The 13,072-nt window shown below is 38.0% G+C and carries 15 protein-coding genes; 3 read left to right on the top strand and 12 right to left on the bottom strand.

Translation table 11 applies throughout. The annotated features are described in order from the left end of the window. Nucleotides 1-18 precede the first annotated feature (18 nt). The gene (gene dapA, locus IGI63_RS00700) at nucleotides 19-891 is read right to left on the bottom strand and encodes a 4-hydroxy-tetrahydrodipicolinate synthase (RefSeq protein ID WP_002357957.1); all 873 of its coding nucleotides are present in this window, start codon (nucleotides 889-891) and stop codon (nucleotides 19-21) included. A 33-nt stretch (nucleotides 892-924) separates the two neighbouring features. Further along, nucleotides 925-1,992: an aspartate-semialdehyde dehydrogenase gene (locus IGI63_RS00695; RefSeq protein WP_429975133.1), complete on the bottom strand. Its 1,068-nt coding sequence runs from the start codon at nucleotides 1,990-1,992 to the stop codon at nucleotides 925-927. 207 nt (nucleotides 1,993-2,199) lie between these two features. Here IGI63_RS00695 and IGI63_RS00690 point away from each other — a divergent pair, with 207 nt between their 5' ends. Both IGI63_RS00690 and nfsA read left to right on the top strand, forming a co-directional pair. Beyond that, nucleotides 2,200-2,658 carry an S-ribosylhomocysteine lyase gene (locus IGI63_RS00690; RefSeq protein ID WP_002357960.1) on the top strand — a complete coding sequence of 153 codons (459 nt, stop codon included), beginning with the start codon at nucleotides 2,200-2,202 and terminating at the stop codon, nucleotides 2,656-2,658. A gap of 83 nt (nucleotides 2,659-2,741) precedes the next feature. Beyond that, complete coding sequence (gene nfsA / locus IGI63_RS00685) at nucleotides 2,742-3,476, top strand: oxygen-insensitive NADPH nitroreductase (protein WP_429975132.1); 735 nt, start codon at nucleotides 2,742-2,744, stop codon at nucleotides 3,474-3,476. 57 nt (nucleotides 3,477-3,533) lie between these two features. On the opposite strand, the gene IGI63_RS00680 is transcribed toward nfsA, so the two are convergent. The 9 genes from IGI63_RS00680 to IGI63_RS00640 all read right to left on the bottom strand — a co-directional run bounded on the left by IGI63_RS00680 (nucleotide 3,534) and on the right by IGI63_RS00640 (nucleotide 11,639). Continuing rightward, nucleotides 3,534-3,782, bottom strand: coding sequence for a YtxH domain-containing protein (locus IGI63_RS00680; protein WP_002357962.1), 249 nt, complete (start codon nucleotides 3,780-3,782; stop codon nucleotides 3,534-3,536). A 90-nt stretch (nucleotides 3,783-3,872) separates the two neighbouring features. Then, entirely contained in the window at nucleotides 3,873-4,751 is an 879-nt protein-coding gene (scrK, locus tag IGI63_RS00675; RefSeq protein ID WP_002361643.1) for a fructokinase ScrK, read from the bottom strand. Between the two features lie 226 nt (nucleotides 4,752-4,977). Beyond that, on the bottom strand, nucleotides 4,978-5,190 hold the full coding sequence (locus IGI63_RS00670) for a hypothetical protein (RefSeq protein WP_002357965.1): 213 nt from the start codon (nucleotides 5,188-5,190) through the stop codon (nucleotides 4,978-4,980). Continuing rightward, complete coding sequence (locus IGI63_RS00665) at nucleotides 5,183-6,247, bottom strand: DUF916 and DUF3324 domain-containing protein (RefSeq protein ID WP_429975131.1); 1,065 nt, start codon at nucleotides 6,245-6,247, stop codon at nucleotides 5,183-5,185. Before IGI63_RS00665 ends, IGI63_RS00670 begins: the two co-directional genes overlap by 8 nt. A 238-nt stretch (nucleotides 6,248-6,485) precedes the next feature. Continuing rightward, nucleotides 6,486-6,755: a type B 50S ribosomal protein L31 gene (locus IGI63_RS00660; RefSeq protein ID WP_002357967.1), complete on the bottom strand. Its 270-nt coding sequence runs from the start codon at nucleotides 6,753-6,755 to the stop codon at nucleotides 6,486-6,488. Between the two features lie 100 nt (nucleotides 6,756-6,855). Beyond that, the gene (rho, locus tag IGI63_RS00655; RefSeq protein ID WP_002357968.1) at nucleotides 6,856-8,148 is read right to left on the bottom strand and encodes a transcription termination factor Rho; all 1,293 of its coding nucleotides are present in this window, start codon (nucleotides 8,146-8,148) and stop codon (nucleotides 6,856-6,858) included. Further along, entirely contained in the window at nucleotides 8,145-9,437 is a 1,293-nt protein-coding gene (locus IGI63_RS00650) for a UDP-N-acetylglucosamine 1-carboxyvinyltransferase (RefSeq protein ID WP_429975130.1), read from the bottom strand. Before IGI63_RS00650 ends, rho begins: the two co-directional genes overlap by 4 nt. 173 nt (nucleotides 9,438-9,610) lie before the next feature. Next, nucleotides 9,611-10,480, bottom strand: a complete 870-nt coding sequence (locus tag IGI63_RS00645; protein WP_002357972.1) for a class II fructose-bisphosphate aldolase — start codon at nucleotides 10,478-10,480, stop codon at nucleotides 9,611-9,613. A 202-nt stretch (nucleotides 10,481-10,682) separates the two neighbouring features. Continuing rightward, nucleotides 10,683-11,639 (bottom strand): YitT family protein, encoded by a 957-nt coding sequence (locus IGI63_RS00640; protein WP_002381974.1) that lies wholly within the window; start codon nucleotides 11,637-11,639, stop codon nucleotides 10,683-10,685. Nucleotides 11,640-11,873: 234 nt separating this feature from the next. On the opposite strand from IGI63_RS00640, the gene IGI63_RS00635 reads away from it, so the two are divergent. Next, nucleotides 11,874-12,368, top strand: coding sequence for a YajQ family cyclic di-GMP-binding protein (locus IGI63_RS00635; RefSeq protein WP_002357974.1), 495 nt, complete (start codon nucleotides 11,874-11,876; stop codon nucleotides 12,366-12,368). A gap of 16 nt (nucleotides 12,369-12,384) precedes the next feature. Here IGI63_RS00635 and IGI63_RS00630 read toward each other — a convergent pair whose 3' ends face one another. Beyond that, the gene (locus IGI63_RS00630; protein ID WP_429975129.1) at nucleotides 12,385-13,068 is read right to left on the bottom strand and encodes an HD domain-containing protein; all 684 of its coding nucleotides are present in this window, start codon (nucleotides 13,066-13,068) and stop codon (nucleotides 12,385-12,387) included. Nucleotides 13,069-13,072 lie beyond the last annotated feature (4 nt).

The following is a 13,072-nucleotide window of genomic DNA, read 5'->3' as shown; positions in this document are numbered from 1 at the left end:
TCTATGATTACACGTTCTTTAAATCTCTAACGTGCGAATAATTCTTTGCTCTTCTTCTGGTGTACAAGCAACTAGAGGTAAACGTAAATTTCCAACAGGAATACCTAAATGATTTAAGGCCGCTTTCACGGGTGCCGGCGAAGGCACTGAAAACAAGGCGTTCATTTTTGGTAACAACTGTCGTTGAATTTTAGCCGCTTCCGGCAAGTTCCCCTGCTCCAGCGCTTGATACATCTCATACATTGACGAACCGAAGACATGACTGGCTACCGAAATAACCCCTTGTCCGCCAAGTGCCTTGGTGGCAAAAGCCAACCCGTCTTCTCCAGTATACACTAGAAAGTCTTTTGGCGCTCTTTCAATCAACTCAGTAATTGCATCTAACCCTGCACATTCTTTAATTGCCACAATTTTTTCCAATTGTGCTAAGCGCAAAGTAGTTTCCACTTCTAGGCATGCAGCCGTTCTACCAGGAACATTGTACAAAATAATTGGCAGTTCACTTGCTTCTGCGATGGTTTTAAAATGTTGATACATACCTTCTTGATTTGGTTTATTATAATAAGGAACAACCGCCAAAACAGCATCGATACCAGCGATTGTCGCTAACTCTTTCACAAAAGCGACTGAGTCACGTGTATCATTCGTACCCACACCACAAATAATCGGAATACGTCCATCGATCAGTTCAATCATTCGCTGGAATAATTGTAATTCTTCTTCATGGGTTAACGTGGGTGATTCACCAGTTGTTCCTGCTAAAATAACGCCTTCTGTATGATTGGCCAATAAATAGTCTACCAATTGCGGTAGTTTATCAAAATCTATTTCTCCCGATTCTTGAAACGGCGTAACCATTGCCGTAATAATTGTTGCATTCGTTAAATCCATCCTATTCCCTCCCGAGTATACAATACAAACCTTCTAGTCGTTTTCAGGTACACGAAGCAAATTCATTTCGTGTAGCGTTTCAGCAATTTGGACCGAGTTCCAAGCAGCTCCTTTTAATAGGTTGTCTGATACAATCCATAAATGGAAACCGTTCTTCACGTCAACGTCTTGACGAATACGGCCGACAAATGTTTCTTTCTGGTTGACGCTATTTAGCGCTTGTGGATATAGTTGTTCACTTGGCTCATCTTGCAAAATTACACCTGGAGCTTGCGCCATTAATTCTTGGATGGCTGAGACCGATGCATCTGCTTGTTTCACTTCTATATAAACAGATTCAGAATGTCCTGAAATTACCGGAATACGGACACAGGTGGCAACGACTTTTAGCTCGTTGTCCCCCATGATTTTTTTTGTTTCATTCATCATTTTCCATTCTTCGTAGGTATACCCTGCTTCTGAAAAAACATTAATTTGAGGCAACGCATTAAAAGCAATTGGATAATGTTTTTTGTCACTGCCAGCTGGTAAAATTTCAGCTGACCATTCGCTGACAGGTTTTCCCTCTAAAAAATCTTTGGCTTGTTCTTTTAGCTCATTAATTGCACGGATACCTGCGCCACTCACAGCTTGATACGTTGAAACGATGATTCGTTCTAAGCCAAACGCTTGCCGAATTGGTTCCAAGGCCACCATCATTTGAATCGTAGAACAATTGGGATTTGCGATAATTCCCTGATGATTTTTCAAGGCTTCCGGATTCACTTCTGGAACAACTAAAGGAACATCTTTTGCCATTCTAAAATGGCTAGTGTTGTCAACAACGACAGCTCCGCGATTAACTGCTTCTGGTGCAAACTTTTCGGAAATACTCCCACCAGCACTAAATAACGCTAAATCGATTCCTTCAAATGATTCCGGGACTAATTCTTCCACGATAAGAGGTTGTCCTTTAAACTGAATCGCTTGTCCAGCAGAACGCTTAGACGCCAATAACCTCACACTGGCAATTGGCAAACTTGTTTCTGCTAACAATTCAATCATTCTTGTCCCGACAGCACCTGTTGCTCCTACCACGGCAACATGATATTCTTTTCCCATATTTTCATACTCCCCTCTTACCTTCTTGTAAAAGCTACTTGTCCTATTTTACCATAGTATTGAAAAAACCTACATAGTCAAAAAAATGATTTTTTTTATTTTCCCATGATATTTTAAAACTATTACCCATCAAAGGACTATCCATTGACTTTTGACTTAAATTTGTTATAGTTAAAACGAATTTAATTATAAAGGGAGCGAAATTTCATGGCACGCGTAGAAAGTTTTGAATTAGATCACAACACAGTAAAAGCACCATATGTTCGCCTTGCTGGCACAGAACAAAATGGTGATGCGTTAGTCGAAAAATATGACTTACGTTTCTTACAACCAAACAAAGATGCCCTACCAACAGGCGCATTACACACGTTGGAACATTTATTAGCAGTTAACATGCGTGATGAATTAAAAGGAATCATTGACATTTCGCCAATGGGTTGCCGCACTGGTTTTTATATGATTATGTGGGATCAACATTCACCACAAGAAATCCGTGATGCATTAGTCAACGTTTTAAACAAAGTAATCAATACAGAAGTTGTTCCAGCAGTCTCTGCAAAAGAGTGTGGAAACTACAAAGATCATTCTTTATTTGCAGCGAAAGAATACGCAAAAATCGTTTTAGACCAAGGAATTAGTTTAGATCCATTTGAACGTATTCTGTAATCTTTAGCAATTAACGACAGAGAAACCCACTATTAAGCTGTGGGTTTTTCTGTTCTCTTTCTTAATTTAAACGGAGGTTTTTTATGAATCAAACAATTGAACAATTACTAAGTCACCGTTCCGTTCGTCATTTTAAAAAGCAAGCGTTAACGGACAAGCAGAAACAACAGTTAATTACTGCAGCTCAAGCAGGATCAAGCTCCAATTTTTTACAAGCTTATACAATTATAGAAATCAAAGATCCTGAGCTACGCAGAGAATTAGGACGTTTAGCGAATTGTGAAGACTATGTCGTTAACACTGGTGTGTTCTATGTTTTTGTTGCTGATTTGTATCGTCATGCAACGATTTTGTCAAAAGAGGGGCAATCATTAGAACCCTTAAAGACACCAGAATCATTATTAGTAGCTGCCGTTGATACAACGATTGCTGCGCAAAACATGGCCATTGCGGCTGAATCTATGGATTTAGGGATTTGTTATATTGGCGGCATTCGAAATGACTTAGACACAGTAGCCAAACGCTTATCTTTGCCTGAATTAACTGTACCACTTTTCGGATTAACAATCGGTGTACCAGAAACGTTAAATGGTGTAAAACCACGGATGCCTTTTGAAAATATTTTAAGCGAAAATCACTACCAATCAGACAAATTGACAAATATGCACACATATGATGAATTATTAAAAGATTATTATGCCAGCCGCTCAAGTAACGCCCAAACAGCGGATTGGTCACAGAAGTCTTTGTCCTATTTTTCTTATAATCGTCGCCCAGAAGTAAAAATTTTCTTGCAAAAACAAGGATTTGATGTCTAAACAAAAGAGCGTGGGCCTACGTTGAAATAACGTAAGCCCACGCTCTTTTGTTAATTTTTATTTATCTTTACTAAATTTGTCTTTTAAGTCTTCAAAGCCTTCTTTAACTTTATCAGTTAATTTTTCAGCGCCTTCTTTAAGGTCGTCGCCGGCATCACGTGCTTTGTCTTTTACGTCAGCAAAGGTTGATTGAGCTTTTCCTTCAAGTTCTTTGCCTTTATCATCCGTAACTTTGCCTTGCGCTTCTTTTGCAGTACCTTCTACTTTATCTTTTGCATCGTCAAAACGTCCTTTTAAATCTGCCATGCTAATCCCTCCTAAATAATTAATTACATAATAAGAGTATCATTCTTAGCCATTTCCTTCAAATATAATGCATGAACTACGAATAAATGGTTATTTTTGAGCCATTAAAGCTTTTTTTGCCAAGGCAAAGCAACCAATTGTTCCTGGATTATCTTCTAAAAGAGGCGTCACCAAGTATTTTTCTAAAGGCGGTGTTTCCACGTATCCATTGACTAATTCAGCAAATTTTTCACGAACTTTCGGCATCAAATGACGTTGTTTCATGACACCGCCGCCTAAAATGATCACTTCTGGCGCTAATAATAAAGTAGTATTGTACGCTGCTTGCGCTAAATAATAAGCTTCTAGTTCCCAAGTTTTATGATCCTCTTCCAATAAATGACCTTTTTTACCAGAACGACCTTCAACTGCTGGTCCTGCTGCAATCCCTTCTAAACAATCTCCATGATAAGGACAATTTCCTGCATACGTATCTTCAGGATGACGACGGACTAACGCATGCCCCATTTCTGGGTGGCTAAAGCCTTCAATAAACTCACCGTTTTGAATCGCTCCAGCGCCAACACCAGTTCCAATTGTATAATATACACAACTAGATGTATGTTGCCCATTTCCAGCAACATACTCACCATATGCCGCAGCATTCACATCCGTTGTCCAAGCCATTGGCACATCAAAATGTTGTTTCATAGTTCCTAACAAGTCAAAGTTACGCCAAGCTAATTTTGGTGTAGAAGTGATATAACCATACGTAGGAGAATCAACGTGAATATCAATCGGACCAAACGAACCAATCCCAATCGCTTTTAAAGGATATTGTTGGAAAAATTCTATTACTTTTTTCATTGTTTCTTCTGGGGTTGTTGTGGGAAAACTGACACGTTCCACAATGGTCAAATCATCTGTCCCAACGCCACATACAAATTTTGTGCCACCGGCTTCGATACTTCCTAAAAGTTTTTCTGTCATTGCAATATGCTCCTTCGTTTCCATTTTATAAGTAAGCGGATACATTACTTTTGATTAAATAACTAACATACACGTTTAGTTTACCACTTTTTTGTCGTTTCGACAGAACAATTTAACAATTTCAGTCAGGTTGCCCAATGAAATCTGGCAAGTTGCTAAAGAGCATTTTCCTAAAACAAAAAAACGAGCATTCACGGTTATCTAACAATGAATGCTCGTTTTTTGTTTATTGATTCTTTAGCGAAAAATATAACAATAGTCCGATTGTAATCCAGCCACCACTAAGTAAAAGCATTAACCAACTCAAAAGTGTTTCTTTTAGAATACTTCTGGGCTCTTTTGCATGCTGAATAAAACTCATACTAGTCAGCAAAGAAAAGAGGAAAAACATAAAACAAATGACCGCTAAACCGCCAGACAACCAAAACCAACTAGCCATTATTCTCACTCTCCTTTTCGCTTGTTTTTTGATAATTATTGCGCCAAATGACACTATAAATTGCCCCAATTGTGATTACTAACAACGTGTAGAAAGTCGGTAACCACCATGTGGGTAGGACCCATTTGACCGTAGCTTCTTGATTCAATTTTTTTGCTTCACGAGTGTTAATCGTAAATTCTTGTTGAAAAGGCCAAGACTGTTGTTCATCTTGTTGTAAAATAGCACGTCCTGTAAATATATAAGTCCCAGCATCTAGCGGTTGTTTACCCAAATCAAGATGAAAATTCATGGAACTATTTGGGGCAAAGCGAACATTTTTTAGTGTCCGTTGTGCAATTTTTTTAGAGGATCCTTTTTTTATCACTTGACCTTCTAAACGAACTTCTGGAAAAATAGCAGCATATGGATTTTGAATGACCGCCTTTAGTGATTTGGCCCCTAAAGCAATTGTAGGTGTTACTTTCACTAATTTCAGTTGGTTCACCTCTGTTAAAGGAGCATTCTCAGCACTCCTCATGGCAATCGCAACATTAAACCCGTAGCGACTGGTTAATCCCATTGTTTGGTTCTCTTCCTCTGTTTTTTCATCTTTGAGATGCGCATAAACCCCGCCTAACACAACTCCTTTGATAGGCTGATCAAGTCCCTTCACCTTCATCTTTGCTGATACTGTTTGATGAGGCGGCACACTCACTTCCTCATTTTCTAAAGTAACCAAGTCTGTCAGCGGAACCTTTAACGATGAATCAAGTAGTTTATCAAAATCATTGTACACAATCAACCCATTATCATTTGTTGATGCATTTGCTAGAGTCAATACGATGGACAATTTTTCGTCTGTCTTATTTTTTATATCTAAGACAATAGTGGAAGATTGCTTTGGTGCTAGAATTAAATCATAATAACTTGATGTTCCTGACACTTGATTTTCTGGTAAAACAGGCGTTACTGTAAATTTAGTCTTCATTTCTTCTGTAGCTTCTACTTTTGGAACAATAATCAAAAATGTGAAAAACAGCAATAGACAGAAAACACCGACTTTTTTTCTACTCATTTCTTCAAGATCTCCTTTATAAAGCTGAATGTACCTACTAGTCTAACAAATCAGCGAAACAATGCTGATCAATCTTTGACTTTTGGGAAGGATAATCTTGAAAAAAAAAGAGGAAAAGATTGGTAAGTTGCTTTATTTCTTTTCTCTGAATTAAAACTGCATATCTAACGCAAAAAAAGAGGTTCCCCACCACAGTGGAAAACCTCTATAAACCTTGTCATAACAATGTTTTGAAAGACTATGCGTCTGGATTTGCGTTTTCGTCTTTGAGACCGTATTTTTTGTTGAAACGGTCCACACGTCCGTCGGCTTGTGTGAATTTTTGACGACCAGTGTAGAATGGGTGTGAGTCTGAAGTAACCTCAACACGTAATAATGGATAAGTGTTGCCATCTTCCCATTCAACAGTTTCTGAAGATCCTTTAGTTGAACCTGAAAGGAATTTGAAACCTGTTGTTGAATCCATGAATACTACTGGTTGGTAATTTGGATGGATATCTTGTTTCATACGTTTTTTTCGCTCCTTTGCCCTGATCCATTTGCTGTATCAGAGTTATTTTGTCGGTATACAACAATGCTATCTTACCATGTTTTCAGTTGGTATGCAATTATCTTTTTGGATTTCTTTTAATTTGTTTGCCAAACGAAACATCATGGAAAACTTCAAATAATTGTTGATTATTTTGGGTCCGTTTCAACATTTTTATGAATTGATCCGTATATTCCAGCGAGTCTCCCGACATATTATTTCTCAATTTCCACGTTTCTTCTAGTTGTTCTGGTGTCATTAACAACTCTTCTTTTCGCGTACTTGATTTTTTAATATCAATTGCTGGGAAAATACGGCGCTCTGCTAATTCACGAGATAAATGAAGCTCCATGTTGCCTGTACCTTTGAATTCTTCATAGATGACATCATCCATTCGGCTACCTGTATCCACCAATGCCGTGGCTAAAATAGTCAGACTGCCCCCTTCTTCGATATTTCTGGCAGCACCAAAAAATCGTTTAGGTTTGAAAAACGCAGCTGGATCTATTCCGCCACTTAAGGTTCGACCACTAGGCGGGACCACTAAATTATAGGCCCTTGCTAAACGAGTGATGCTGTCCATTAAAATAACTACGTCCCGTTTATCTTCAACTAAGCGCATTGCTCGATCCAGAACCAATTCAGCAACTCGCGTATGATTTTGTGGTTGTTGATCAAAAGTTGAAGAAACCACATCGCCTTTAACGCTTCGCTCTAAATCAGTCACTTCTTCAGGACGCTCGTCAATTAACAACAGAATCAATTCCACATCAGGATGATTTTCTGTAATCCCATTAGCAATTTCCTTTAAAACACTTGTTTTTCCCGCTTTTGGCGGCGCTACAATTAAACCACGTTGCCCAAAACCAATTGGTGCAAATACATCAATCATTCGTGTTGATAATCTGCCAGCCGTTGTTTCTAACGTTAATTGTTTTTCAGGATACAACGGTGTTAGCGCTGGAAAATGTGGCCGCTCTTTCGCTTCTTCAGGATCTTTCCCATTGACACTTTCAACATGCATGAGTCCATAGTAACGTTCTGATTCCTTTGGCGGACGCGCCTTGCCAGCTACTTTGTCCCCATTTCTCAATCCGAAACGACGAATTTGAGAAGAAGAAATATAAATGTCTTCTGCACTTGGTCCATAATTAATTGGCCGCAAAAAGCCATAACCATCCTGAGAAACAATATCTAAAATTCCTTCCATGAAGAAAAAACCTTGCTTCTCAGCTTGTGCACGAATCACAGCTAAAGACAATTCTTTTTTGTTCATTTGGCTATAATAAGGAATTTTAAACTCTTTCGCGTACGCATAAATATCTTTTAACGTACTGTTTTCCAATTCAGCCATTGTTAAATAGTCGCTCATTGATCCACCTCAAACGGACCTTCTTGTTCTTCGGTTTCTAGCATTTGAATATCAGCGCCCAAAGCAGTTAACTTTTCGATAATGTGGTCGTACCCACGTAAAATATATTCTACATTATAAATCGTGGTCGTACCTTCAGCCATCAAGCCGGCAGTGACTAGGCAAGCGCCTGCCCGTAAATCAGAGGCGACTACTTCTGCACCATGTAATTGATTTGGACCATTTAAAATAATCATATTGCCTTCAACCGAAGCATCGGCCCCCATCCGCACCAACTCAGGAATATGCTTATTTCGTTGAGCATAAATTGTATCAATAATTTCACCAGTTCCTTGCGCTTTTAAAAGTAATGGCGTTAACGGTTGTTGCAAGTCTGTGGCAAACCCAGGATACGGATAGGTTTTCACCGTCGTCATTTTCAGATCATGTGATGGATGAACTTCAATCATGTCTTCTTCAATTGTCATCTTAACGCCCATTTCTTGCAATTTCGCAATGAAGCTTTCTAAATGCTCATAAATAACATTTCGAACTTTGATTCCTTCACCCATAGCTGCTGCCATAGCTAAATAAGTCCCAGCTTCAATTCGATCTGGAATAATCGAGTGACGACAACCATGTAATTCTTCGACACCTTCAATCCGAATAACGTCCGTTCCAGCTCCTCGGACTTTTGCACCCATGTTATTTAATAATGTAGCAATATCAATAATTTCTGGCTCACGCGCAGCATTTTCAATAATCGTTTTGCCTTTGGCTTTAACTGCGGCTAACATGACATTGATTGTAGCGCCAATAGATACCATATCCATAAAAATTCGTGTTCCTTGTAAGCCAGCTTCGTCTATTCTCAAGTACATCGCCCCATGTTCGTTGGTTACATGAGCGCCTAATGCTTCAAATCCTTTGATATGTAAATCAATTGGACGAGGTCCTAAGTAACAACCGCCAGGTAAGCCAACAACGCCTTCCCCAAATCGACCAAGAAGTGAGCCCATAAAATAATAGGACGCACGTAAGCTATTGATTTTTCCTTTTGGCATTGGCACAGAAACAACTTCTGTTGGGTCAATAATTAATGTATTATTTTCAAAAGTAATTTTAGCACCCATAATTTCTAAAATTTCAATTAATGAGTGAACATCCTGAATGTCAGGAACGCCATCTAAAGTCACAGGCGAATCTGCTAAAATAGCAGCCGGAATTAAAGCGACCACACTATTTTTGGCGCCGCTAATGGTTACTTCGCCCTTTAATGGACGATTCCCATTGATTACGATTTTTTTCATTTATATTCTCACCTATCTGTAATATACGTTTTCTAAATAAACTACCCAATCATTCTATCATAATCAAGCTTAAGAAAAAAGAAAACTTCTCAGGTATTTTAATAGAATGAAAAAATAACAAAAAATAAAAAAGACAGCCACGTGCTGTGGCTGTCTTTAACGTAACTAGTTGATTAAGCTTTGTTAGCTGAACCGAACCAATCAATGTGTTCTTCTGCATCTTTGATGATTGCAGCTTTACCTGGTGCTAATAATTTACGAGGGTCAAATCCTTTACCTTCTAAATCTTTACCAGCTTCAATATATTCGCGCGTTGCTTTAGCGAATGATAATTGGAATTCTGTATTTACGTTAACTTTTGAGATACCCATTGAAATTGCTTTTTCAATTTGTTCTTGAGGAATACCAGAACCTCCGTGTAATACTAGAGGTACATCAGAACCGACAGCTTCAGCAATTGCTTGTAAGTGATCAAATGCTAAACCTTTCCAGTTTTCTGGATATTGACCATGGATGTTACCGATACCACATGCTAAGTAGTCAATACCTGTAGCAACCATTTGTTTACATTCTTCGATATCAGCTAATTCGCCAGTACCGATGATTCCGTCTTCTTCACCACCGATTGAACCAACTTCACATTCGACAGAAATACCTTTAGCGTGAGCTTTTTCAACTACATCTTTCGCTAATTTTAAGTTTTCTTCGAATGGTAAGTGAGAACCATCAAACATGATTGAAGTATAGCCAACTTCGATACATTCTAAAGCTGCTTCGTAGTCACCGTGGTCTAAGTGAATTGCTACTGGAACTGTGATATTCATTGAGTCTACTAAATTAGTAATCATGTCTTTAGCTACTTTGTAGCCGCCCATGTATTTAGCAGCGCCCATTGATGTTTGGATTAGAACTGGTGCTTTTTTAGCTTCTGCTGCTTCTAAAATCGCTTGTGTCCATTCTAAGTTATTTGTGTTATAGCCACCTACTGCATAGCCGCCTTTACGTGCTGCTTTTAAGAATTCTGCTCCTGATACTACTGGCATAAAAAATTCCTCCTAAGTTTTTAAAAACTTTATTTGTTAGGTGTTCCCTAACCAACGGTTCTATTTTAGCAGAATTCCTGACACTTTTCTAGTAAAATTCCCTTTTTCAGAAAATTTTTGTCTATTCTTTCACATAACCTTCATTTTTATAAAAAAACCTCCAGTTTTCCCGTTAAGACTTTGGGACCTGAAGGCCGACTTGCTATTTTAATTTTTTCTTTGGTGGATAACGTTTCACCTTGTAGGATTGAAGCTCAGGAAATGTTCCTGTACTATGAAAAATCCGTTGTTCATCTTCATTGGCAAAACGCCCTAAAACCGATTGTGTTGGTAAAATATTTACAAAGGCATTCTCATCGATACTGTAAACTGCTTGTTCTAAATCATAGAGTTCGTAGCGAGTAATGACCATCATAATCATCCGACCTTCTGCACCTGAATAGCCGCCGATTGAAGGCAACAAGGTCATGCCACGAGCGATTTGTTGAGAAACTTCTAAGGCAACGGCTTCTGGTCTCGTGGTGACAATCATTGCTGTGACTTTTTGGTGACTGGTATGAATCATGTCGACCACCTGACTCAAACAGTAAATAGAAATAATAGTATACAACGCACTTTCCCAGTTAAATACAAAACCAGCCAACAGCACAATAATACCATTTAATAAGAACATAAAATTACCAACGGTTTTCCCTGTTGTTTTTGAAAGAATCAGTGAAATGATGTCCATGCCGCCAGTGTTAAAGCCCATTTTCAATGAAAGCCCTGCGCCAACACCGACTAAGACACCACCCATAATTGCGTTCATCAAAGGATTCGTTGTGACTGTTACGATTGGCACAAACATAGTGACAACGGAAATGCCAATAACATTGATGAAACTAAGAATAGTTGATTGTTTCCCTAATTTTACAAACCCTAGAATGAAGACGGGAATGTTTAAAAATAAAATGAAAATCCCTGTATTAATATGGATTCCTAAATTTGTATATAATAATGTAGCAATGATTTGCGCAATTCCGTTCATCCCTGCCGAAAAAACTTTTGCCGGAATCAAAAAGAAATTCAAACCGACCGCAGAAGTCAAAGCGGTTATCGCCATCACTGCTATTTTTTTTATCGATTCATTTCTTTGGTAAGTACTAACCAATCGACTCATTTTTCTTCGCTCCTTCGCTATTCTTCTGACTTAGAATAACAGGTTCTATCCTAAAAGAAAAGGGGCTAAAAGCGAACATTGAAAAAAATTTTTTTGCAACGTTTCCATGAAAGAATGCGAGAAGATATCCCTAAAAATTGATCTTCTTATTTCTCTATTCAAAATGATTCTAGCCTAACCTTTTTTACTATTTCATGATATGATGAAGCAAAGAATATTTTAGGAGGTTTTTACATGGCTGCAAAAGAAGCAAGTTTTGATGTAGTTTCAGAGGTCAATATGGAGGAAGTCAAAAACGCGATTCAAATTGCCTTGAAAGAATTGAAAAATCGTTTTGACTTTAAAGGGTCAATTGCTGATATTAAATTGGAAAACGATAAATTAGTAGTCGTAGCTGAAGATGATTATAAAGTCGAGCAAGTGAAGGATATTTTATTTGGAAAATTAGTCAAACGCAATGTTCCGATTAAGAATATTCATTTCTCAGAAAGTGAAAAAGCCTTAGGCGGTACTGCTCGCCAATATGGTGATTTAATCAGTGGTATTGATAAAGAAAATGCGAAAAAAATCAACACAGCTATCAAAAACTCTGGTATTAAAGTTAAGTCACAAATCCAAGAAGACAAAATTCGGGTAACTGGAAAAAGTCGGGATGATTTACAAAAAGTCATGGCTCTTTTACGAGAATTAGATTTACCAATGGCTCTTGAGTTTAACAATTATCGCTAAAAAAATCCTTCAACTGTTAATGAATAGTTGAAGGTTTTTTTTGTTTTGGTACCGGCCATTCTTGTTTATTCAATAAAACGATTGGTCGACGTTGGATTTTTTCTGAAAAAGCGGCAATTGCTTTAAAAACCTTTGGCATAAAATAAAACGCATTTAATTCTTCTAAATCCAGTTCTTCTTCTGCCGTAAACGAGACACAAACCTCTTGTTCTGAAAGCATAATTTCAATTTTCTTTAAAAATTGAAATTGCCGCATTCCTGGCACGAAATAACCAGCCTTTGCAACACGAGAGGTTGTAATATCTAATTTATCACTAATGATTAGCGCTAGTGTCATTAACTCTTCCGAATCAAAGCCGTTACTATGATTTTCTATAGAAGATAAAATTTCTTCTTGATAAGGCAAACAAATCTTTTGCTTACGAAAATATGCTTCTGCAAATTGTTTCCCACGAAGTGCATGTCCTGCTTTTCCTTGTAGCGCACCCACATCATGGAGCAGTGCCGCAATTTTTGCCGCCTCTAAATACTCCTCTGAAACAGCAAGTTGTTTCAAAATCATTTCCGTCATGGCTACGACATTGTTTACATGAAACCAATTATGGTATGCCCACCCAGCTTCTTCATCTTCCATTTGACCAATTGCATCATAAATTTGTCGAATTTCAGTATCTTGATGAATGCGTTCAAACAGCTTCATTTAT

This window comes from Enterococcus sp. DIV0086, assembly GCF_050498705.1.
GTDB lineage: Bacteria > Bacillota > Bacilli > Lactobacillales > Enterococcaceae > Enterococcus > Enterococcus faecalis.
Note: the sequence above shows the minus strand (reverse complement) of the source record. Positions and strands in the feature narration are given on the sequence as shown.